Genomic DNA, 22,827 nt, shown 5'->3' on the forward strand with positions numbered 1-22,827 from the left:
CAGACACAGGGTGGTACCCAAGAAGTAAGTGCCAGGTATCGGAAATTCTAACTATTTTTGGAAACTTAATTAAAGACCCATAAGTTTTTACTATATAACTAGATACAGCCATGACTGATAATACAACCAAACCGGTTTCTGTGTACGCAGAGGCCAACCCAAACCCTGAGTCCATGAAGTTTGTCCTGAACTCCACTTTGTTGGGCGAAGGCGGCAGCGTTGATTACCCTAGCGTTGAAGATGCGGCAGAGTCACCGTTCGCGCAGGAGCTTTTCAACTTTGACTATGTTTCTCGGGTGTTTATTGCCAGCAACTTTGTGACGGTCACCAAGAATTCACCCATCCAGTGGGCACAGTTGATCCCAGAGCTGAGAACCTTTATTAAGTCTTATGTAGAGGCCGGCGGACCTATATTCCTGGGAACTCCTACCACTACCACCGCAGCAACTGCCGCTGCTGAGGTATCTGCTGACCTCTCTGAAGAAGACGCCGATATCTCCCAGAAAGTAATTGACCTGTTAGAAAACTATGTACGCCCAGCCGTGGAACAGGATGGTGGTAACATTACCTTCCGTTCTTACAAAGACGGGGTGGTGACCGTTAACCTGCAAGGTTCTTGCAGTGGTTGCCCATCTGCCACCGTTACCCTAAAAGCGGGTATTGAGAACCTGCTTAAGCGTATGGTACCTGAGGTACAGGAAGTAGTAGCTGAAGGCGTAACGCTCTAAGCTCACCCGCTATTCATAACAAAAAAGGCCCTGGTTTTCCAGGGCCTTTTTTGTTGGGCTTGTTTTTCGGCCGGTAGGCCGATGATGCTAATGCAAGGGTCTTCTTTTGACCATGCCACCGTCTGTATCATCAATACTCTGCTGAATTAAGAAGGCTTTGGGGTCAATGGCTTTTATCTCTTTCCGGAGGGCGGGTATCTCCAGGCGGGTGACCACGGTGAAGATAATGTCAATGGCCAGGTTGTTGTCACCGCGTTTGCCAAAACCTCTTTTGCCCTGGTAAATGGTCACGCCGCGGCCTAGTTTTTCTGTGATGGCCTGCCGAATCTCCTCGCTCTCAGAGGAAACAATGGTCACACCGGTGTACTGCTCAATCCCGTGCAGCAGAAAGTCAATCATCTTGGAAGCCGCAAAGTAGGTGAGAATAGAGTAGAGGGCCACTTCTACCCCCAGAAATACGGTAGCCAGGCAAAAGATGAAAATGTTGAGGATTAGAATAACGTCACTTACCTTAAGCAGCGGGTAGTTTTTGCTCACCAATACAGCGGCAATCTCAGTACCGTCCAGCACGGCGCCGCCCCGCATGGCCAGGCCTATTCCTAACCCAATGAATACCCCTCCAAAAATGGCGGTGAGCATTTTATCTGGGGTCACATCTGGGAAAGAGACAAACAGCAACACCATAGCCAGGCCAATAATCGCCAGCGAACTCTTGATGGCAAACAGGTGGCCCACGTACCGGTAGCCCATGAAAATGAACGGCAGGTTCAGGAGCACGATCAGAAGCGACAGCGGGATGCCAAAGATATGGGTCAGCAACATGGAAATACCCGTCACGCCCCCGTCAATAAAGTGGCTGGAAAGCAGAAAGCCTTTCAAACCCATTCCCGCCGACAGAATGCCCAGCATAATCAGGCTAATGTTCTTTGATTCTGCCCGCAGGTTGATCTTGTTAGTGGAAAGAACCTTGGACCCAGGGCCCGTTTTTAAGTAGGAAGTGGGGGATACGGGAATCACAGAGTATAGTCAATTATGGAAAAAACGTAGCAGGGCAAAGGCAGACTTTGTAAATTAGGTAAAAACCAGAAAGCCCGAAAGCATAGGGTAGAAAGAAGTTCTTGCCTGCCTTTTCCCCTAAACAGAAAAGCCCTATTTTAGTTCTAAAGCAGAAACTGAAACAGGGCTTTTTTATAGGACATAGGGTTATTGCAATCGTAGCAAACCAAAGGTCTGCTCTACTTTTTTCCCCTCTACTACTTTGGTGGTTTTCCAGTCAATGTAGTTTTGGGTATTGCTGCTGGTTACTACCTTAATGCTTTGGGCCGGGTCAGAAATAGCCACTTTTTGGGTTTTGGCATCAACCGCGTAAGTAACAGAAGTACCGTCCTGAAACTTTAGCTTGTTTTTGGAGAAAGTCCAGTGGATGCTGCTGGAAGGATACACAATGTCCTCCTTTTCCAGTTTTCCGTCCTGGTCCCATTGGCGGGTAGTCACCTCGCGTACCTCCCAGGTACCTACCAGGAGCGTGGCCAGGGAGTTGGACGGCCCTATGAAACTGGTAAATGAGGAAAGGGCCAGCACCGTAACCAGGGCTAAAAGATATTTCTGCATGGGTAGTGTAATGTTTTTCTTAGTACATCTGGTTGAAGGGTATAATTCCTCCGGGAGACCATTCCTTTGGCGTAGGCAAAGAAAAATGAGCTATCAAAATTAATAAATATCGTTGGTCTTTTGCTGCTCTGTTTGGTTAAAAACTAGAAAAAGACACGGGCTATTACAGTAAGATTCCTGCCAGGGACGCTGACATGTAGGAAGCCAAGGTGCCACAGATCAATGCTTTAAGTCCCAAAGCGGCCAGGTCCTTCCTGCGCTCCGGTACCAGCTGCCCAATACCCCCCACCTGAATGGCAATAGAGCTGAAATTGGCAAACCCGCACAAGGCAAAGGAAGTAATCAGCAGTGTTTTTGGGGCAATGGTTCCCTTAATTGCCGCCAGGTCCAGGTAAGCCACAAACTCATTGATTACAATCTTCGTGCCCATAAGGGACCCAGCAGCGAACATGTCTTGAGACGGAACACCCATCGCCAAGGCGAAAAGGGAGAAAACACTACCTAGAATGCTTTTCAGCCTCAGATTATCCAGAGAAATGCCAATAGCATCCAGGCTTAGGCCGGTACGGGCCAGCATCAATCCCAAGCCGCCCAGCACGTAATCTACCAGGGCAATAAGGGCAATGAAGCCTACCAGCATGGCTACCACATTCAACCCTACCCGTAACCCGTCTGAGGCGCCATGTGAAATAGCGTCTACCAGGTTGGCATCTTGTTTCACCACTTCAATACCTACTTTCCCTTTGGTCTCAGAAACCTCTGTTTCCGGGAACACAATCTTGGAAATCACCAGCGCTCCCGGGGCTGCCATAATACTGGCGGCAATCAGGTATTCGGCGGGTACGCCCAGCGCAATGTACACGGCCATGACGCCGCCCGCAATACAGGCCATACTGCCGGCCATAGAGGCCAGCAGTTCAGAGTTGGTCATGGTGGGCAGGTAAGGCTTGATCATAATTTGCGCCTCTACCTGGCCCACAAACACGCTGGCCACGTTAGACACGGCCTCACTTCCGCTTACCCCCATCAGTTTATGCACGCCCCGGGCCACCACGGCCACAATGCGCTGCATAAGGCCAATGTGATAGGCAATGCTTACCAGTACCGCCACAAAAATGATGGTAGGCACAATCTTAAAGAAGAAAATAACGTCATTCCCTACCCCAAAGGCCCGGTCCATCTGCTCCTTTTTCACCAGGGCCCCAAACACAAACTCGGCCCCCCGGTCAGAGAAGCTAAGGATCTTGGTAATATAATAGCCCAGCTTCTGGAAGAGGACCTGCCCGAAAGGCACTTTCAGGATAAAAAAGGCCAGTACCAGTTGGAGCAGCAAGCCCACTCCCACAAGCCGCAGGTTAATGGCCTTCCGGTTATTGGAAAGCAAGTAGGCAATACCTAAAATAAGCGCAATGCCTATGAGGCCGGTGAATCTGTTCATAAAAAAGGGTTGGTATAGATTTAGTTTGCTTTAGTGGTAGCAATGACCATTGGCAGTTTGTTTTGGTTAATGATGTCTACCACCTTGACCAGTTCACTTACCTGAATGGTTTTATCTACCCGCAGAACCACTGTGGGCTTGGTCTCTTGGCTGGCCAGTTGCGCCAGAGAACTCTCCAGGCCGGCAAAAGAAACCGGCTCTTTCTCCAGAAAATACATCAGGTCTGCGTTTACAGAGATATTTAATAGGTTCTTAGGAATACTCTGGGTGTGCTTGGCCTGGGGTAACAGCAGTTTTATTGCCGTAGGGCTGGCCAGTGTAGAGATAATGAGGAAAAACAGCATCAGAAAAAACAAGATGTCTGATAAAGACGCGGCCTCTACCACCGCCGCCTGCCGCTTAGTTTTCCTGAAGTTCATATTGCGGTACTTTAAAAAGAAGGTCCATGAATTGAATGGAAATCACCTCCAGCTTGTGCACGGTCTTCTCAATCTGCGCGTGCAGCAAGGTATGGAACACAAAGGCCAGCATACCCACCACCAGCCCAGCCGCCGAGGTGATCATCTTCTCATAGATTCCGCCGGCAATAATGCCTATGCTAATGTTGTCGGCTAGGGAAATATGGTAAAAGGCTTTGATCATGCCCGTAACCGTGCCCAGAAAACCCATCATGGGGGCAATGGCCGCAATGGCAGACAGGTACCCCATGTGCCGTTCCATCTGGTAGACTTCCACCTGCGCACTATTCTCAATAGCCGACTCAATGTCACGTACCGGCGAACCCAGGCGGCTCATGCCTTTCTCTAATAGGCGCGCCGCCGGCGATGCCTGGATCTGGCAAAGGGAAATAGCTTCCTGCACCTGGCCCTGCTGTACCTTCTGGCCAACCAATTGAATAAAGGCCTGATCAGTTTTGCCTACCGTTTTTAGAAACAGTAACCTTTCCATAAAAAAATAAACGGCCGCCATGGAAAGCAATAAAATGGGAATCATCACCACGCCGCCTTTCATAAGCATGCTGAAGATGGAGAGACTGGCGCCTCCCTCAGGGGTGGATACCTGCAGTAAAATAGGAATAAATAGCATTTGTAGGCAAAGGATAAAAATGGAGGCGGTTCCGTTTCAGGGCAAGCCACGGTAAAGCTTGCCTGAGAAAACGCCAGAATTATTTCAAATAGAAGGTACTTGGCCCTTGAGATAGTCTGCTTTGTTGGAGCCTGGCCCTACATAGAAGGAACAGGCAAGCAAAAGAAGAGAACCCGGAGAAAACAGGGAGATACCTTAAACAGAAAGGGAATATGCCTACGGGGCGTTGGGGAGGATTCTATAAAACCTGAATATTTTATAGACAGAACTTAAGTAGCGGCTTTTGTGGAGGAGTACATAAACCGGGAAGAGCAAGGGGAGCAACAGCACCAGCATGGGAAGCAGCAGATGCTCAGACTCATGGATGATTCCCGTTGACTCTGTGGGTTCACTGGCCGTGAAGGTAAGGGGAATGGACTCCTTTTGGGCGGTATGAACCTTGCTTTGGCCCAGCTTTAAAGAGCCTGCCTGTTGCTGTACAGATGTGGAATAGGCAAGGAATAGAAAAAATAAAAAGCCAGCAAGCACCTTAATAGATACTACTAGAGAAGCCTTTATATTTTTACCGACCAACATGTTGACAAAAATAACCATATTTAAGCCAATGTTTCAAACAAAAAAGCCTATTCTTTTTAGGACGATGCCATAGCTATTTAGGTAGGTGCTTTTGGTTTGACTCTCCTAAGGCACTGTCTGCCCTCAAACCGCAGGCACCACGCATGGGGCTTTCTTTTGCTGTAACTAATCTACGCCTTTAACACGCTTATTCTTTCTCAGGAAAAACACCCTGGCCAAGTAAATCTTTTATCTGAACGTTGATCTAACCCAAATGAGTGCAACAAAAGAATTGAATAGGTCACTGGGCCTTCGGCTGGTAGTGGTGATAGTGATAGGCAATATTATTGGGTCTGGGGTATACAAGAAGGTGGCTCCCATGGCCGCTGAATTGCACTCACCGGGCTGGGTCTTGATCTGCTGGGCGTTGGGCGGCCTCATTACCTTGTTTGGGGCCTTGAGCAACGCCGAGGTTGCCGGCTTGCTTGCAGATACCGGCGGAGAGTACGCTTATTACAAACGCATCTACAACCGTTTCTTTGCCTTTATCTATGGGTGGTCCTTATTTACGGTTATCCAAACGGCTGGTATCTCGTCCTTGGCCTACGTGTTTGCCCAGTCCTTGCACAGCATAAGCCCCCTTCCTGAGGTGTTGCCTTCCCTGGCCCAGGTGACTCTGGGCGGGGTGTTTTATCCCTTCGCAGACTTGAATGTAAAGCTTACGGCAATCCTGCTCATCATCTCCCTTACCTGGATTAACTCCAAAGGCCTGATAGCCGGAACGGGCCTGAGCACGGGTATTCTGGTGTTGGTGTTTGCCGGTATCTTCCTGATCATTTTCTTTGGCTTAAGCAGCCCCCAGGCTGACTGGAGCCGAAGCTTTGACCTGCAGACTACCTCTAATACCCCCATCACTTTCAGCGGGATTTTTGCGGCCATGTTGTCGGCGTTCTGGGCGTACCAGGGTTGGGCGGCAGTGGGGTTTGTGGGCGGCGAGATAAAAAATCCGCACCGAAATATCCCGCGTGGCATTACCATTGGGGTACTCACCGTCATCTCCATCTATTTACTAGTCAATGCCACTTACCTAGCGGTACTGCCTATTCCGGCCCTGGAAGAGGTCTACACCGCCGGCAATAAGATAGCCGCCATTGAGGCCGTGAAAAGTTTCTGGGAGGCAGGCGGGGTCTTTATCTCCCTGCTCATTCTGGTCACCACCCTGGGTTGTACCAACGCCACCATTCTGGCCAGCTGCCGTACGTACTTCGCCATGGCCCGGGAGGGGCTTTTCTTCCGGAAGGCCGCCCAACTCAACCAGGCCCAGGCCCCCGGCAAGTCTTTGCTGTTCCAGTGCATCTGGGCCTGTGTTCTTGTGCTGTCCGGTACCTTTGACCAGCTTACTGACATGATCATCTTTGCGGTCTTTATCTATTATGGCGCCACCACGCTGGGGGTATTCATTCTGCGTAGAAAAATGCCCGATGCCCCCCGTCCTTACAAAGTATGGGGCTACCCGGTAGTACCGGCCATTATGATCTTGTTCTGTATTGCCCTTTTCTTCAATACCATTATTGTTCGGCCGCGCGAGGCGGGCATAGGAATGGTCTTGATGCTCACGGGAATACCAATGTACTGGTGGTTTAAAAGAAGCATAGCCAAGCAGGAACCTATCCCCGAATTGCCATAGGATCTTAACCAAGCCTACCACGAAGAAAGTCCCGTTCTGTTTTGAGGCCGTTTTTTATAAAACGGCCTCAAAACAGAACGGGACTTTTACTTTTCTCTACCTTTCAGGAATAACGCCCATCCTTAAAGTCAGGTATTAAAAAAGAAGTGGCTTGCGTTTTGAGCCTGTTTTTAGAAAAACAGGCTCAAAACGCAAGCCACTTTAAAAGGCAAGGTCACCCCAAGCCTTTGGATCTTCTACTCCATAAAAAAAGCCAGACCTGAGTCTGGCTTTTTTTATGGAGTATGATTTCTAGTTATTTAGAAACCACCACTGGCTTTACTGCTACCAGTTTCTCTCTGTCAATTTTAGTAGTATCTACTACAATTGGCGCGGCAATAAACAGGGTAGAGTAGGTACCTGTCAAGGAACCAACCAACATGGCAAAGGAGAAGCCTCTCAGGGTCTCACCACCAAACACAAAGAGCACGATCACTACCAGCAACACGGTTAAGTTAGTGATAATGGTACGCCCAAAGGTACTGTTCAAAGCGGGGTTCACAATATCACGGAACTTCACACGTGGGTTCTCCTGCGTGTATTCCCTGATACGGTCAAACACTACCACGGTGTCATTGATGGAGTAACCAATGATAGTCAGGATGGAGGCAATGAACACCTGGTCCATCTCAAAAGAGAACCCAAACAGGTTAGCAATGGTGAAGGCAGAGAATACTACCAACACGTCGTGGATCAAGGCTACTACCCCGCCCAAGCTGTACTGCCAGCGGCTGAACCGGAAGGCAAGATAGATGAAGATACCGGCAAAGGCCAATAACACCGCCAGAACGGCTGTCTTCTGGATGTCGTCTGCCATGGTAGCCCCAACTTTAGAGGAGCTTACAATAGTAGGATTCTCTCCCTGGTATTGCTTCAAGCCTTGTACCAACGCGGCTTTCACGTTTTCATCAGCGGTAGTAGACTCTTCCTGGGCCAGGTAACTGGTGGTGATTTTAAGTCGGTTAGAAGCACCGTAGGTTTTCACCTCCGTACCGGCGCCTTGGAACTCATCATCCAGGGCAGAGCGTACGTCAGAGGCTGGTACGGCATTTTTAAAGTCAACCACGTAAGAACGGCCTCCTCTAAAGTCTACGCCCAATGGCAAGCCGCCTTTCAGGAAAATAGCTACAATACCAAACACGATAAACGCTATTGAGAAGATATAGGCTTTCTTACGGTTACCCAGAATGTCAAAATTGATGTTCTTAAACCAGTTTCTTGACATACCAGTCTCCAGAGACAGGCTGTTGGCATTCTTGCCAGAGGTCATCCACTCAATCAGCAAACGTGAAATGTACACGGCTGTGAAGAAAGAGGTGGCAATACCAATCATCAAAGTAACGGCAAAACCTTTTACCGGGCCAGAACCGAAGAAGTACAGGATGATACCGGCCAATAAGGTAGTCACGTTGGAGTCAAAAATAGCGCTGAACGCTTTGTCATAGCCTTTCTTGATCGCTTCCTTCACGCTTAAGCCAAGCGCCATTTCTTCCTTGATCCGCTCAAAGATCAGTACGTTCGCATCCACAGACATACCCATGGTCAAGATCATACCAGCAATACCAGGCAAGGTAAGGGCCGTGCCAAACTGGGCCAGCACGCCAATAATGAAGAAGATGTTGAAGAACAGGGCAATGTTGGCAATCAGGCCGCCTTTGCTATAGTAGGCAAACATGAATACTACCACCAGCACCATACCGGCCAAAGAGGAAAGCACCCCCTGGTTGATGGCTTCCTGACCCAAAGACGGACCTACAATGGCTTCTTCCACAATACGGGTAGGAGCTGGCATTTTACCGGCTTTCAGGATGTTAGCTAAATCCTGGGCTTCTTCAATAGAGAAAGAACCAGAGATAGAAGAGTTTCCACCGCTGATCTCGCTTTGTACGGTTGGGGCAGAGTATACATAGTTATCCAATACAATGGCTACCTGACGACCAATGTTGTCGCCGGTCAAACGCTGCCATTTCTTAGAACCGGCGGCGTTCATGCCCATGGTGATCTCAGGGCGACCTTGTTGGTCATAATCCTGGCGGGCATCAGAAATGTACTCACCGGTTAATGGGGCTTTGCCGTCACGGCCTCTTTTAATGGCATACAGTTCCAAGAACTCAGAACCGTCGTTAGAGACAATTGGCTTCACGCCCCAAAGGAACTTAAGGTTCTGCGGGAAGATGGCTTTGATCTCAGGAGTGTTGAACAGCGCGTTCACTTTGGCCGTGTCACGCACGTTGGTACCTAAACCACCGGGCAGGGTAGTGAAAAGACGGGCCAGCAGTGAGCTTTGGTTAGGGTTGATAGAGTCTTTCTTGGCACCGGCGCTGTCTGGCTTGCTTAACTGGGCAGCCAGGGCAGAGGTATCTTTACCGGCGGCAGAAGTCAAGGCATTGGCAGAGGTGTCAGCGGCTGAGGCCAGAGAAGCAGAAGTAGTACCTTTCAACTTGTTGGCGGCTTCCTGCTTAACCAGGTAGTCATTCATCTGGGTGAAATAAGGGCCATATTCCTCTATGTTCCATACTTCCCAGAACTCCAGGTTGGCAGTTCCTTGCAATAATTTACGAACGCGCTCAGGGTTGTCTACACCCGGCAATTCAATCTGAATGCGGTTAGTACCTTTCAGGTGCTGGATGTTAGGTTGGTTTACCCCAAATTTATCAATACGGGTACGCAGGATGTTGAAAGAACGGGCCACAGCATCATTCACCTCGCGGTTGATCTCGGCTAACACTTCTTTGTCTGAAGAGTTATAGCTCAGGTTACGGGTGGTGCTGTTGGCGAAGATAGTAGCCAGCTTGGTGTTAGGCTGCAACTCTCTGAAAGAGCGGTAGAACAGGTCTACAAAGTTCTCCTGGCTGTTTACCTGCAATTTCTGCGCTCTGGCAATGGCTTGCTCAAACGCAGGGTCTTTGCGGTTGCCTGCCATGGCTCTGATGATCTCTACCGGAGAAATCTCCAGCGTTACGTGCATACCACCTTTCAAGTCAAGACCAAGGCCTAACTCGCTTTCCTTTACCTGCTGGTAGGTGTACTCAGCACCAAGGAAGTTGAAAACGGGCGCTTTCCAGACAGAGTCCAGGTAGCTTTGTTTTTTGTAGTGGTCTACGTTGCCACTGGCATCAGTGGCATACTGGGCGGCGTCTTTCTCAACGCCTCTGGAAACCAGAGAGAACGATAGATAGTACAGGCATAGCGCCGATACAATCACCGTCAGGAACAGAATAAATCCTTTGTTACGCATTGGTGAATTAAAAATAGATAAAGTTTGAAATGAAGAATTGAAAGGCAAGCAAAAGGCTACGCGTCCTTACCGCAGACCAATAACCGTCTGGCAGAGGAGGTAATGCCCATGAAAATCAAGAGAGAGGGCCCAGGCCAAGGTGCTGGGCGGGCCGGTTACACCGGAAAGAAACGCTAGGGAGCGTTGGGGGAAATAGGTTGGGTAGCCTGCTGCTGAAGGGAAAAGGTCCAGTAAGGTACGCCTAAAGGGATTTTAACGGTCTGCGGAGCAGGAATGTCAAAGGTAAGGGGCAAAAACGCCGCCGGTTCGGCCAGCTGCACGTCTGCCGCAGAGTTGATGGCCTCAAAAGAGACTTTCTGCTTTACGACCGTACCGTCTTTGTCATGACCCAGGTGCTTTACCGCGGCTTTCTCAGAAGGAGCGGCATGGGCATAGGCAGGCAGGGCCCGGTGGTTCACCGTCAGCGCCAACAGCAAAGCAATGCTGGTGCAAAGCAGCCGCCAATTACGTTGTATGTAGTGCCCTGGTTTCATGTCTGTAAGCAAAGGTAGAAGATTCTTGAAATAAAACAAAAGCCTCTGCTGGGAGTGGAACAGCAGAGGCTTTTAAGAAGTGCCCTAACGGGGAAAGTTTATTTCTAGACCTTGGTGTGGACCTTGGAGTTAAGATAGGTAACCAGTACCTCTAACCCGGTGTCAAAGTTCTGGTTGTTGGGGATGATCACATCAGCGTCATACTTAAACGGCTTAATGTATTTTTCATAGGTAGGGGCCACGTGGTTGATATAGCGGTACAGCACATCGTCCAGGTCATAGCCGCGCTCCACCTTGTCCCGGATAATGCGACGCTGCAGCTTGATGTATTCTTTGGCGTCAATGTACACTTTCAGGTCCAGGAGTTTGGCCACGGCCTCAAAATAGAACACGAAAATGCCCTCTACCACCACAATAGGCGCCGGTTTGAACTCCAGCTGGCGCGGAATTACATTGGGGTTGTTGAAAGTGTATTCTTTGCGGTAAACGGTCTCTCCCTGGCTTAGCCGAAGAATGTCATGGGCGTAGGCCTCACTGTCAATAGAGGAAGGCAGGTCAAAATTATGAACGCCCTTCTCGTCACGGTGCTGCTTGTCCCGGTCATGGTAATAATTGTCCTGTGACACCAGGCAAATGTCCTCAGGTGCATACGAAGCCAGTAGTCTGCTCAGGAAAGTGGTTTTCCCAGAAGCGCTCCCTCCCGTAATTCCTACAATAAATGGCTTTTGATGCATAAATACGTATGGTTTACGGGATGCAAAATTAACCTTTTGTCGGCAGGCTGCCTAATGCCGCCAAAAAGATTTTTCATCAGGTGCCGGTTTGCACGTACCGGTGCTGCAGGAAGGAAACCAGTTGCTGAACTGCCCGGCCCCGGTGGCTTATCTCGTTTTTCTCCTGGCCCGTCATTTGGGCAAAGGTGCGGTCATGGCCTTCCGGCACAAAAATGGGGTCATAGCCAAAGCCTTTGTCGCCGCGCGGTTCTTGTATGATGTGTCCTTCCACCACGCCATTGAAAAGATGCTGTTCGCCTTCCTCTAAGATAAGGGCAATGCAGGTTCTAAACCGCGCCTTCCGGCTGGCCTGGCCTTGTAGGTTGTCTAAAACTCTCTGCATATTAGCCTGGTTGTCGCGGGCGGGGCCGGCGTAGCGGGCAGAATACACCCCTGGCTCATTGCCAAGGGCTTCTACCTCCAGGCCGGTGTCATCCGCAAAGCAAAGGACCTGATATTTTTCCCAGACGTAAGAGGCCTTCTGCAGGGCATTGCCTTCCAGAGTGTCTTGTTCTTCTTTCAGTTCCTCCTGGCAACCCAGTTCTTCCAGGCTGATGAGTTCAAACGGTTCTCCCAGCAATTGCTGGATTTCCTGTAGTTTATGGGCATTGTTAGAGGCGAAACATATTTTCATAGCGTATGGGCTTGGTAAAAATGACTGGCAATGATACTACCTGGGGCCGGTAGTTCAAAAGTGAAGCACTGTCCTGTTTTACGGTGAAAGGCCACCGAAGAGGCAAAAGCCAAACAATTTTCAAGCTAGGCCTGGGGCCAGACTGGGGTAATTTGGCTTTCCTGGGTACTTGTTTGAACTCTGCTTTGTTTTTAATAGGTGGTCAGGCTTTTTGATGTAATTTTGCCGCCGTGTTTTCTGCCGGTTGTTTCCTGCTGGAAATGCTAACGGGCCTGGCTGCGTTTTGAGCCTGTTTTTTGAAAAACAGGCCCAAAACAGAAATACCAGAGGGCCGGTGAAAAAATGCCTGCCACACCATCTGGGCAGGGCCTTGCACTGGGTTCTTCCTTTTAAGGTAGGTCACCAGGGGATATATAAAGAGGATAGATGAAGTTTTATAATGATGACGAAAAGCCGGTAAGACGGCCCCGCGGACAGGCTCTCTCCAGAAAGGCGAACCGTTTTTTCGTGGAGCTGGCCAATATCGCGTCGTTTATAGGCCGCTTTTTCAAGGAGGTTTTCCTGCCACCCTATGAGGGCCGGGAGATTGTGCGCCAATGTTTTGAGATAGGCGTAAAGTCCTTGCCCCTTATTTCTTTGACGGGTTTTATCATTGGCATTGTATTCATGAACCAGTCAAGGCCCTCGCTGGCCGAGTTTGGGGCTACCTCTTGGCTGCCGTCTCTGGTATCATTGGCTATTGTGCGGGCCTTGGCTCCTTTGGTAACCGCCTTGATAGGCGCAGGCCGTATTGGGTCTATGATTGGCGCGGAGCTGGGGTCCATGAAAGTGACGGAGCAGATTGAGGCCATGGAAGTATCGGCTACCAATCCGTTCAAGTTTCTGGTGGTAAGCCGGGTGCTGGCCACTACACTTATGATTCCTTCATTAATGATGTACACCATGTTGGTGGCCCTGCTAGGCGCGTTTCTGAACGTGAACGCCAATGAAGGCACCAGTTTTGTCACTTACTTCACGCAGGTGTTTGATGCCATTACCTTTCTGGATATTTTTTCATCGGTGATCAAATCTGCTTTTTTTGGGTTTACCATTGGGGTAGTGGGGTGCTATAAAGGCTATCACTCCTCTAAAGGAACCGAAGGGGTGGGCAAGGCTGCCAACTCATCTGTGGTGACGGCTATGTTTCTGGTATTTATTGAGGAGCTGTTGTCATTGCAGATCATCACGGCGCTCCGTTAACGGTACATGAAGCTATGAAGAAGGAAAAAGCAGTGATAGACAGAGACGCCAAGGTTATCTCCATCAGGGGCCTGGTGAAGTCCTTTGGTGACCTGCACGTGCTCAGAGGGGTGGACCTGGACCTGTACAAAGGCGAAAACCTGGTGGTTCTGGGGAAATCCGGGACCGGGAAGTCAGTCTTGATCAAGATTATCTCAGGGTTGCTCACCCAGGATGCCGGTACCGTGAACGTGCTGGGGCAGGAGGTGAACACCTTGAAAGGGCGGGAGCTGGACCAGTTGCGCCTCAAGATTGGGTTTTCCTTCCAGAACAGTGCCCTGTATGACAGTATGACCATCAGGCAGAACCTGGAGTTCCCTTTGGTGCGCAACCGGCGGGATATGACCCGGGGAGAGGTAAACAAAATGGTGGAGATAGTGCTGGACGCCGTGGGGCTTTCGCAGACCATCAACCAGATGCCCTCAGAGCTTTCAGGCGGGCAGCGTAAACGCATTGGTATTGCCCGCACGCTCATTCTGCAGCCCGAAATCATGCTGTATGATGAGCCCACTGCCGGTCTTGACCCCATAACCTGTATTGATATCAACAACCTGATTAATGAGGTGCAGGCCCGGTTCCACACCTCTTCCATTATTATTACCCATGACCTCACCTGCGCCAAGATGGTGGGTGACCGCGTGGTTATGCTCCTGGACGGGCAGTTCCAGCGGCAAGGCACCTTTGAAGAGGTATTTGCCACGGAGGAGGAACGGGTAAGATTATTTCATGATTACAATTTTATAGACTAAATGAGTGCAACAGATAATAAGCGTGCCGTTATAGTAGGAGTCTTTGTGCTGCTGGCATTGGTAATCCTGGTAGCCGGTATTTTCGTGCTGGGAGGGCAGCAGAAGCGCTTCACCAAGACCATTCAGGTATCGGCGGTGTTTGATGACGTAACCGGACTTAAAACCGGGAACCACGTGATTTTCTCCGGGGTACGGGTGGGGGTAGTGAAAAACATCGCCTTCAACGGGCCTTCCAACGTGGCCATCACCATGGACATTACCGAGGAGTCTCAGAAATACATCCATAAAGACGTGAAAGCCAAGATTGGCTCTGAGAGTTTGATCGGGAACAAGACCATTGTGCTGTACGGAGGATCCCCAGAGGCACCGGTGGTACAAACCGGTGACCGCATTGCCACAGAGACCCAGCTCAGCACCGAAGACATGATGCAGACCCTGCAGGAAAACAACAAGAACCTGCTGGCCATTACCACCAGTTTCAAAGGCCTGAGCGCCAACCTGGCCAAAGGGGAGGGCCTGGCAGGAAAACTGCTTACAGATGAAACCCTGGCCCAGAACTTCAATGCCATTCTGGCCAACCTGCAGCGCACCTCTGCCACCACCATGCGGGTATCACAGTCTCTGGCCCAGTTCTCCTCCAAGCTAAACACCCAGGGTGGCCTGGTAGATGACATGCTCACAGACACGGCCACCTTTAAAAAAATTCAGGCAACGGCCACGCAGTTAGAGGCCGTGATGGCGGCCACCGCAGACCTCACCAGCAAGCTCAACAGCACCTCAGACAAGCTTAATAGCAACAACAATGCGCTGGGGGTTCTGCTCAATGATGAGAAATTCGCCTTAGACATGCAGCTGACCATGCAGAACCTGGAGGCCAGTACTGATAAACTGGACGCCAATATGGAAAGTCTGCAGCACAGTATTCTATTGAACGGCTTTTTCAGGAGAAGGGCCAAACGGGAGGCCAAGCAGAAAGAGCGCGAGCAACAGCGCCTGGAACGCTTGAATAAACTGGAGCTAAACCAGGATAAGAAAACCAAGACGCTGGCCCCGGTCACCGCGCCCAAAGACTCAACCCAACTACGGGATACCTTAAAGAACAAATAAATCCAGGAGTGCTAAAAGAATCGGCCCGGCAGTGCATACTGCCGGGCCGATTCTTTTATAGAATGGGTTAAGAGGGTTAAAGCAAATGCGCTTGCCAGGTGCTGTCTGTTTTAACTACCCTAATGTGTTCGCGCAGCGTAGTGGCCAGGGAATAACCCGTATAGGTAGCGGCAATAGGGTAAGCCGTGTGGTGACGGTTAATGAGCGTGGCAATCTCCAGTTTCTTGCAGTCTTTCTCCAGAAACGCCTTAAGCGTGTAGGCCAGGGTCTTACCGGTGTTCAGCACATCATCTACCAGCACTACCGCCGTTTGGGAAAGCCCGGGCAGTTCCGGTTCCACCTCAATGGGGTGGGTGAGGGGCTCTGTTTTATGCAGTCGCACAGACGTTAACTGAATCTGAATGGGGGAGATCTCCCTTAGCTCCTGCGCCAGCGCCTGGGCCAGAAAATAGCCGTTCTCGTGAATGCCGGCCAATACCAGCTGGGTTTCCTCAAAGTTCTGCTCATAGATTTCAAACGCCATGCGCTTGATTTTCTGCAGGATCTGCTGGTGGGTAAGGATAAGGTTCTCTTTCGTCAAGACCATGGGTACGTGCTGTTGGTGGGCCAAATTACCGAAAATATCGCCAAACCACTGGGGTAGGCGGTGTTATAATAGGTTTTTTGAAAAATTTTAAGAGCAGGGGTTTTAATTCTAAAGGAGATGTGCTAATTTTGCAGTCCTATTCCAGAAATCCGAAGTTAAAAATATAGAATAATGAAAAAGGACATCCATCCTGAATACAGAGAAGTAGTTTTCCAAGATACTTCCAGCGATTTTAAATTCGTGACCCGTTCTACCATGAACTCTAACGAGACCATCACCATGGAAGACGGCAAAACCTACCCAGTAATCAAGGTAGAGGTTTCTTCTGCTTCGCACCCTTTCTACACCGGTAAAAACCTGTTTGTAGATACTGCAGGACGTATTGACAAGTTCAAGCAGCGTTACAAGAAATAAGCGAAATTTGCGGTTATCCGTATAAGAGTCTTCCTGATTTTTCAGGGAGACTTTTTTTATTCACATCCTATGAACATTGTCCTCTTTGACGACCCCACCCTACGGGCCAACCTGCTACCGCTCACCTATACGCGCCCCGTGGCGGAGATCAGGATTGGCATTATGACCATTGCCGAAAAATGGCGGTTCCTGTCTAAAGAGTTGGTGTCTTACCTTACGGAGGAATACCTGCAGGCCAAGTTTGGGCAACTGGTAAGCCAGGAAAACAACGTCTACATCAATGGGGCGGTATGCCCCACAGAAGCGCTGCTGGAGCAGATACGGCAATTGCCGGTAGGCGCTACTCTGTACCTAGATGGTATGCTGGTGGCCCTCAACGCCGACTCCCTGGAATTCAGGACGGTGACAGAACTCTACCAGCATAGCGCCTCTAATAGCAGCCAGGTAGGTGTGCCGGAGGTAACGGTGGTGCGCCATCTCTGGGACATCTTCCGGCAGAACGGCCCGCAGATACGGGCAGATTTCAAGCTGGTTACCCAAGGCCGGATCAGCCAGCCTATCTATGACCCGCACACGGTGACGTACCGCAAAGAGGATATCTTCATTGAGGAGGGGGCTATTTTCAAAGCGGCTATCCTGAACGCGGAGAACGGCCCTATCTATATTGGCCGTAACACCCAGGTGCAGGAAGGAACCGTGATCAGGGGCCCATTTGCTATCCTGGAGGAAAGTGTGATCAATATGGGTGGCAAGATGCGTGGTGACGTGACTATTGGCCCCTACTGCAAAGTGGGCGGCGAGATCAGTAACTGTGTGTTCTTTGGGTATTCCAACAAGGCGCACGACGGATTCATGGGCAACTCAGTGATAGGGGAGTGGTGTAACCTGGGGGCAGACTCCAATACTTCTAACCTCAAGAACAACTACGCCAACGTAAAGCTCTGGAGCATTGCCCAGGATAAATTTGAAGACACGGGCCTGCAGTTCTGCGGGCTCATCATGGCAGACCACGCCAAGTGCGGCATTAACACCATGTTCAATACCGGCACTGTGGTGGGGGTGGGGGCCAACGTGTTTGGCGCCGGCTACCCGCGTAACTTTATCCCTTCCTTTACCTGGGGCGGGGTAACCGAATCAGACACGTTTCAGTTGCCTAAATTCTTTGAGGTGGCAGAAAAGGTGTTGGGCCGTCGGGGTATGGAAGTGACCGTGGAGGAGCGAAAACTGTATCATAACATTTTTGATAGCACCCGTTCTTCCCGCACCTGGGAAACGGAATAGCCTAGTAGCATTACCAGGAAGATTTTAATGGGTCAGGCGTTTTTGCTCTATTTTTCAGAAAACAGGGCAAAAACGCCTGACCCATGTTATCTTTACAGAAGCATAGCGGCCGGGCCTTTCCGCCGCCCTGAATCTTAAATTTACCTCCGTTAGTGTTCTTTTCTCAGATTTACGGCCACCAGGATACCAAGCAACTGCTGTTGAACTCTGTGCAGTCGCAGCACGTGGCCCATGCGCAATTATTCCTGGGCAATGAGGGCGGCGCCAACCTGGCCCTGGCCCTGGCCTATGCGCAATACCTGAACTGTGAAGACCCGCAGCCCCAGGACTCCTGCGGCGTGTGCCCTAGCTGCACCAAGATCAGCAAGCGCATTCACCCAGACCTCAACTTTGTGATGCCGGTGACCAAGACCAAAGACCAGAGCGAGGCCCTGAGCAAGCATTTTGTAAAGCAGTGGCGCACGTTCCTGGACGAAAGCCCCTTCCAGAACCTCAACAGCTGGATGCAGTTCATTGGCGCGGATAACAAGCAGGGTAACATCGCCAAAGAGGAAAGCCGCGAGTTGATCAGGCTTACCTCGCTCAAAGCCTTTGAGTCCAAATACAAAGTCATCATCATCTGGCTTCCCGAGCTGCTGCATGCCACTGCCGCCAACGCGCTTTTAAAGCTGCTGGAAGAGCCGCCGGCCGCCACCGTGTTTCTGCTGGTGAGCAATGCCTCAGACAAGATCCTGCCCACTATTCTATCCCGTACCCAACTGGTGAAAGTACGCTCCTTCACAGACCAGGAAGTGATCCAGTATTTAACGGAGCAGCAGGGCATAGAAAAAGAGCGGGCCTACCAGGTGGCGCAATTGGCCGAGGGCAACCTGCAGGCGGCCCGGGTCCTGAGCCAGGAAATGACCTCAGACTATTTTACCTTTTTCCTGAGCTGGATGCGCCTGTGCTACAACCATAAGTTTGACGGTGTGCTGGAGCAGAGCGAGGATTTCCAGAAGTTGGGCCGCGAGAACCAGAAAAATTTCCTGCAGTTTGCCTTGGGGCTGCTGCGCAAGGTGCTGCTCTATGGCGTGGACCAACAGTTGATTACTTTTCTGCCCGTTCCGGAACTGGACTTTGTTCAGAAGTTCGCCAAGCTCATTCACCAGGGGAATGGCGCCCAGCTTACCCATGAATTAAATGAGGCGCACTACCACATTGAGCGGAACGCACACCCCAAAATCACGTTTTTAAATACCTCTATCCAGATTGCCCAGCTCATTCGGCCGGTTTCTTAACTTTGTTCTATGGAAGCAACTTCAACCACCTCCCCCGTACGCATTGGCACCCGCGGTAGCCGTTTGGCCTTGTGGCAGGCCCACCACGTGGCAGACGCCCTGCGCGCCGCCGGCCTGGAGGTAGAGATCATCACCATCACCACCAAAGGCGACCTGGTGCTGGACAAGTCACTGGACAAGATTGGCGCCAAAGGTGTTTTCACCGAGGAGCTGGAGGAAAGCCTACGCGACGGTAGCATTGACATTGCCGTACACAGTGCCAAAGACGTGCAATCCACCATCCCCGACGATCTGGAACTGCTGGCTTTTATGGAGCGGGAGAAAGTGCACGATGTGGTTATTTCCTTTAACCCGCTGTTTAAACTGGGCGAAGGGCAGCAGGTGATTGGGACTTCTTCTACCCGGCGGCGGTCCATCCTTAAGCGGTTTTACCCCAACGTAATTACTGCTGAGTGCCGCGGAAACCTCCAGACCCGTATCCAGAAGCTGAAAGATGGCCAGTATGATGCCATTCTGTTGGCCTACGCCGGCGTGGCCCGCATGCAGTATGACCACATGATTGCCCAGCACCTTTCTCTGGACGAGTTTATTCCGGCAGCCGGGCAGGGCAGCGTGGCCATTGAGTGCGCCAAGAGTCTGCCGCTGGAACGAAAGCTAGACCTTAAATTGGCCCTGGACCATAAGCCTACCCATATTTGCCTGGCAGCCGAGCGCTCCTACCTGCGTACCATGGAAGGCGGCTGCAGCATTCCGTCCTTCGCGCTGGCTACCCTTGAGGGAGAGCAGGTGAAACTGCAGGCGGGCATCATCAGTTTAGACGGCCAAGAGCTGATTATTGAAAATCTCGCCGCTCCAGCCACAGAGGCAGAATCTTTGGGGGAGCAACTTGCTAATGTAGTGCTGAGCCGCGGAGGAGACCGTATTCTGGAATCCATCCGGAAGGAGAAAGCCTAACAGCCACCCAAAAATAATTTATAAAGAGAACTCTGTTTTAAGCCCGTTTTTGGCAAAACAGCCCCAAATTGAAAAATGAAAAAATACCTGTTCCTGTTTATGCTGGTAGCGTTGTGCCAATCGGTAGGCTTCGGCCAGAAGAAAAGCAAGAAAGACTACCTGGTCACCATCTCCACGCCCCAGGGCGATATGCGCCTGGTGTTGTTTGAAGACACACCCAAGCACCGCGAGAATTTCCTAAAGCTCACCAAGCAGAAATACTATGACGGAACCACCTTCCACCGGATCATTGACGGGTTCATGATCCAGGGCGGCGACCCGAACACCAAGGATTCTGACCCTTCCAATGACGGCGCCGGCAGCCCAGACTATACCATTCCCGCTGAGATCCTTCCTAACCATTCGCACGTGTACGGGGCCCTGGCCGCCGCTCGCATGGGTGACAACATGAACCCCCAGAAAGCCAGCAGCGGCTCGCAGTTTTACCTGGTGGAAAACCAGGAGGGAGTCTCGTTCCTGGATAAGAACTACACCGTGTACGGGCAGGTGATTGACGGTTTAGCGGTCATCAACAAGATTGCCGAACAACCCAAAGACTACCGGGACCGTCCCACCACAGACATTAAAATGACGGTGGCCGCCAAAAAAATGAGCAAGAAGAAAATCACCAAACTTTACGGCTACCGCTACCAATAACCTGCCCATGAAAACCATTCTCATCACCGGTTCCAACGGCCTGCTGGGCCAGAAATTGGTAGACTTGCTCCACCTGGAGCCAGACATTAAGCTGATCGCCTCTTCCCGGGGTACCAACAAACTGGCAGATATCTACCCGCACGTGGCCTTTGTGGCCATGGACGTGACCAATGCTGAACAGGTAGAGGAAGTAGTGGCCAATACGCAGCCTACGCACATCATCCATACCGCGGCCATGACCAACGTTGATGACTGCGAAAGCCAGCGCGAAGAGTGCTGGGCACAAAACGTAGACGCCGTGGAGAACCTTATAAAGGCCTGTGAGCACCACGGTGTGCACCTCATCCACGTCTCCACTGACTTTATTTTTGACGGTGAAAACGGCCCGTATACTGAGGAAGCTGAAGGCAGCCCGGTCAATTTTTACGGCGAAAGCAAACTGGCCGCCGAGGAACTGGTGAAGAACGCCGCCTGTAAGTGGGCTATCCTGCGTACGGTTCTGGTCTTTGGCATTGTGCATGACTACGGTCGTTCCAACATTGTGCTGTGGGTGAAAGGTAGCCTGGAGCAGGGCAAACAAATTAAAGTGGTGAATGATCAGCTGCGTACGCCTACCTTGGCCGAGGACCTGGCCCAGGGTTGCTGGTTGGCCGCTAAACATGACGCCCAAGGCATCTTCAACATCTCTGGCGAGGAACTGCTCACCCCGCACCAGATGGCCCTGCAGGTAGCAGACTATTTCAATCTGGACCAAAGCCTGATTGAGGAAGTAGACGGCTCCATTTTCTCGCAGCCCGCCAAACGCCCGCCGCGCACCGGGTTTGACATCACCAAGGCCAAAACCCAGTTGGGTTATAAACCGCATACTTTTAAAGAAAGCATTGCCATAGTGGCAAGCCAGATCTAGGGAGTAGGTAAACTTTAGTCAAAATCCGTTTTGGGCCTGTTTTTCTAAAAACAGGCCCAAAACGGGTTTTACCTTTTGTAACCAGGCTTTCTGAGCCTGCCTGACACCAAACGCCTGATATTCCGTAGAGTACGTCTATGCTGAACCGGTTCCTCCAGGCCATCAAGACGTATTTCTCCTTCTCTCAGCGAGAACTGAACCAGTTTCTGGTCCTAATCTTTTTGATGGTGGCGCTACTGGTGGCACCCTTTTTCCTGTTCCAGGAAGATGAGCCGTATGACCCCACCACAGATCAACAGATTTTGGATAGCCTGGTAGTACAACTAGACACCAAGGCAGCGGCGGCGGCGGCAGCCCGAACTGAGAAATACCGTCCCAAAGAAATCAAGCTGTACCGGTTCAACCCCAACCAATTAACGGTAGCGCAATGGCAGGAACTGGGTGTGAACAAATATGTGGCGCAGCGAATCCTGAATTACCGTGCCAAGGCCGGCGATTTTAAAAGCAAGGCGCAGCTACAGAAGATCTACGGGCTGCCAGATTCCCTTTTTCAAAAGTGGTACCCGTATATTGACCTGCCCGAGGAAAGCCCAGGGTACGCCAACAGTAAATCTGATGGCCCTGCGTTTAGGGGCTCTTTTGAGAAAAACGGGCTTAAAACGGAATTTCCGCGCAAACGCTGGGCACCAGAGCCCTTTGACCTGAACACCGCAGACACCACCCAGTTACAGCAAATAAGAGGCATTGGCAGCAAATTGTCGGGGCGTATTGTCAGTTTCCGGGATAAGATGGGCGGTTTCCATTCAGAGGAGCAACTTTCTGAAGTATATGGGCTGGCGCCCGAGGTGGCAGACAGCGTAAGAAAGTACGGCTTTATAGGCTCAGCCTTTCAGCCCCGCAAAATCAACCTGAACACGACCACCTTTGAGGAACTTCGGCAGCACCCTTACATAGGCTACGCCCTGGCCCGCGCCATTGTCAACTACCGCACGCAGCACGGCCCTTACGCTACTCTGCAGGAACTCAGGAAGATTAAGGTGCTGCCAGAACCCGCCTTTCAGAAAATGCAGCCATATCTCACAGTACAGTAAAAGGTTGGTCAAGGCTTCTGGAATACTTTGCTAGAATAAGCGAAGGCCAATAGAGTCAGGTAATAAATCGTACCTGGCCTTTGTGTGCGCTCACGGGCTTTCAGGTAAGGGCCCCTTTCATCCTGCTATATTAGGTCCTTTTAGAAGTACAATTACTGGATTTAC

General features: G+C 50.7%; 23 protein-coding genes. 12 read left to right on the forward strand and 11 right to left on the reverse strand.

What is annotated here, in order from left to right; all coding sequences use genetic code 11:
* Positions 1-110: 110 nt before the first annotated feature.
* Complete coding sequence (locus ACYVJQ_RS04200; protein WP_460891807.1) at positions 111-728, forward strand: NifU family protein; 618 nt, start codon at positions 111-113, stop codon at positions 726-728.
* An 87-nt stretch (positions 729-815) separates the two neighbouring features.
* Here the strand turns inward: ACYVJQ_RS04200 and ACYVJQ_RS04205 are convergent, their stop codons facing one another.
* The 6 genes from ACYVJQ_RS04205 to ACYVJQ_RS04230 form a co-directional block, all read right to left on the reverse strand.
* Positions 816-1,745: a YitT family protein gene (locus ACYVJQ_RS04205; RefSeq protein WP_460891808.1), complete on the reverse strand. Its 930-nt coding sequence runs from the start codon at positions 1,743-1,745 to the stop codon at positions 816-818.
* A 186-nt stretch (positions 1,746-1,931) separates the two neighbouring features.
* Complete coding sequence (locus ACYVJQ_RS04210) at positions 1,932-2,339, reverse strand: hypothetical protein (protein WP_460891809.1); 408 nt, start codon at positions 2,337-2,339, stop codon at positions 1,932-1,934.
* Positions 2,340-2,502: 163 nt separating this feature from the next.
* Positions 2,503-3,777 carry a NupC/NupG family nucleoside CNT transporter gene (locus ACYVJQ_RS04215; RefSeq protein ID WP_460891810.1) on the reverse strand — a complete coding sequence of 425 codons (1,275 nt, stop codon included), beginning with the start codon at positions 3,775-3,777 and terminating at the stop codon, positions 2,503-2,505.
* Between the two features lie 20 nt (positions 3,778-3,797).
* A complete protein-coding gene (locus ACYVJQ_RS04220; RefSeq protein WP_460891811.1) occupies positions 3,798-4,196 on the reverse strand; it encodes an ExbD/TolR family protein in 399 nt (132 codons plus the stop codon).
* On the reverse strand, positions 4,177-4,863 hold the full coding sequence (locus ACYVJQ_RS04225; protein ID WP_460891812.1) for a MotA/TolQ/ExbB proton channel family protein: 687 nt from the start codon (positions 4,861-4,863) through the stop codon (positions 4,177-4,179). The genes ACYVJQ_RS04220 and ACYVJQ_RS04225 overlap by 20 nt, the downstream gene beginning before the upstream one ends.
* A 216-nt stretch (positions 4,864-5,079) precedes the next feature.
* Positions 5,080-5,457 (reverse strand): hypothetical protein, encoded by a 378-nt coding sequence (locus ACYVJQ_RS04230; RefSeq protein WP_460891813.1) that lies wholly within the window; start codon positions 5,455-5,457, stop codon positions 5,080-5,082.
* Positions 5,458-5,692: 235 nt separating this feature from the next.
* Here ACYVJQ_RS04230 and ACYVJQ_RS04235 point away from each other — a divergent pair, with 235 nt between their 5' ends.
* Complete coding sequence (locus ACYVJQ_RS04235; RefSeq protein WP_460891814.1) at positions 5,693-7,105, forward strand: APC family permease; 1,413 nt, start codon at positions 5,693-5,695, stop codon at positions 7,103-7,105.
* Between the two features lie 295 nt (positions 7,106-7,400).
* Here the strand turns inward: ACYVJQ_RS04235 and secDF are convergent, their stop codons facing one another.
* From secDF to ACYVJQ_RS04255, 4 genes are all read right to left on the reverse strand, one after another.
* Entirely contained in the window at positions 7,401-10,382 is a 2,982-nt protein-coding gene (secDF, locus tag ACYVJQ_RS04240) for a protein translocase subunit SecDF (RefSeq protein ID WP_460891815.1), read from the reverse strand.
* Between the two features lie 173 nt (positions 10,383-10,555).
* Positions 10,556-10,915 carry a hypothetical protein gene (locus ACYVJQ_RS04245; protein WP_460891816.1) on the reverse strand — a complete coding sequence of 120 codons (360 nt, stop codon included), beginning with the start codon at positions 10,913-10,915 and terminating at the stop codon, positions 10,556-10,558.
* Positions 10,916-11,019: 104 nt separating this feature from the next.
* Positions 11,020-11,649, reverse strand: a complete 630-nt coding sequence (locus ACYVJQ_RS04250; RefSeq protein WP_460891817.1) for a uridine kinase family protein — start codon at positions 11,647-11,649, stop codon at positions 11,020-11,022.
* Positions 11,650-11,725: 76 nt separating this feature from the next.
* Complete coding sequence (locus ACYVJQ_RS04255) at positions 11,726-12,322, reverse strand: non-canonical purine NTP diphosphatase (RefSeq protein WP_460891818.1); 597 nt, start codon at positions 12,320-12,322, stop codon at positions 11,726-11,728.
* 426 nt (positions 12,323-12,748) lie between these two features.
* Here ACYVJQ_RS04255 and ACYVJQ_RS04260 point away from each other — a divergent pair, with 426 nt between their 5' ends.
* From ACYVJQ_RS04260 to ACYVJQ_RS04270, 3 genes are read left to right on the forward strand one after another with little or no spacing between them, the layout of a single operon-like run.
* The gene (locus tag ACYVJQ_RS04260; RefSeq protein WP_460891819.1) at positions 12,749-13,561 is read left to right on the forward strand and encodes an MlaE family ABC transporter permease; all 813 of its coding nucleotides are present in this window, start codon (positions 12,749-12,751) and stop codon (positions 13,559-13,561) included.
* A 14-nt stretch (positions 13,562-13,575) separates the two neighbouring features.
* A complete protein-coding gene (locus tag ACYVJQ_RS04265; protein WP_460891820.1) occupies positions 13,576-14,349 on the forward strand; it encodes an ABC transporter ATP-binding protein in 774 nt (257 codons plus the stop codon).
* The gene (locus ACYVJQ_RS04270) at positions 14,350-15,456 is read left to right on the forward strand and encodes an MlaD family protein (protein WP_460891821.1); all 1,107 of its coding nucleotides are present in this window, start codon (positions 14,350-14,352) and stop codon (positions 15,454-15,456) included.
* Positions 15,457-15,532: 76 nt separating this feature from the next.
* Here the strand turns inward: ACYVJQ_RS04270 and ACYVJQ_RS04275 are convergent, their stop codons facing one another.
* Positions 15,533-16,042: a phosphoribosyltransferase family protein gene (locus tag ACYVJQ_RS04275; protein WP_460891822.1), complete on the reverse strand. Its 510-nt coding sequence runs from the start codon at positions 16,040-16,042 to the stop codon at positions 15,533-15,535.
* 171 nt (positions 16,043-16,213) lie between these two features.
* Here ACYVJQ_RS04275 and ACYVJQ_RS04280 point away from each other — a divergent pair, with 171 nt between their 5' ends.
* From ACYVJQ_RS04280 to ACYVJQ_RS04310, 7 genes are all read left to right on the forward strand, one after another.
* The gene (locus ACYVJQ_RS04280; RefSeq protein ID WP_460891823.1) at positions 16,214-16,456 is read left to right on the forward strand and encodes a type B 50S ribosomal protein L31; all 243 of its coding nucleotides are present in this window, start codon (positions 16,214-16,216) and stop codon (positions 16,454-16,456) included.
* 69 nt (positions 16,457-16,525) lie between these two features.
* Positions 16,526-17,737 (forward strand): GlmU family protein, encoded by a 1,212-nt coding sequence (locus ACYVJQ_RS04285; RefSeq protein ID WP_460891824.1) that lies wholly within the window; start codon positions 16,526-16,528, stop codon positions 17,735-17,737.
* Positions 17,738-17,889: 152 nt separating this feature from the next.
* Positions 17,890-19,014, forward strand: a complete 1,125-nt coding sequence (locus ACYVJQ_RS04290) for a DNA polymerase III subunit (protein ID WP_460891825.1) — start codon at positions 17,890-17,892, stop codon at positions 19,012-19,014.
* A 9-nt stretch (positions 19,015-19,023) separates the two neighbouring features.
* A complete protein-coding gene (gene hemC, locus ACYVJQ_RS04295) occupies positions 19,024-19,968 on the forward strand; it encodes a hydroxymethylbilane synthase (RefSeq protein ID WP_460891826.1) in 945 nt (314 codons plus the stop codon).
* Positions 19,969-20,043: 75 nt separating this feature from the next.
* Positions 20,044-20,664, forward strand: coding sequence for a peptidylprolyl isomerase (locus tag ACYVJQ_RS04300; RefSeq protein ID WP_460891827.1), 621 nt, complete (start codon positions 20,044-20,046; stop codon positions 20,662-20,664).
* 7 nt (positions 20,665-20,671) lie between these two features.
* Positions 20,672-21,571, forward strand: coding sequence for an SDR family oxidoreductase (locus tag ACYVJQ_RS04305; RefSeq protein WP_460891828.1), 900 nt, complete (start codon positions 20,672-20,674; stop codon positions 21,569-21,571).
* Positions 21,572-21,708: 137 nt separating this feature from the next.
* Positions 21,709-22,662 (forward strand): ComEA family DNA-binding protein, encoded by a 954-nt coding sequence (locus ACYVJQ_RS04310; RefSeq protein WP_460891829.1) that lies wholly within the window; start codon positions 21,709-21,711, stop codon positions 22,660-22,662.
* Positions 22,663-22,827: the final 165 nt, after the last annotated feature.

The organism is Rufibacter soli, from assembly GCF_054781795.1.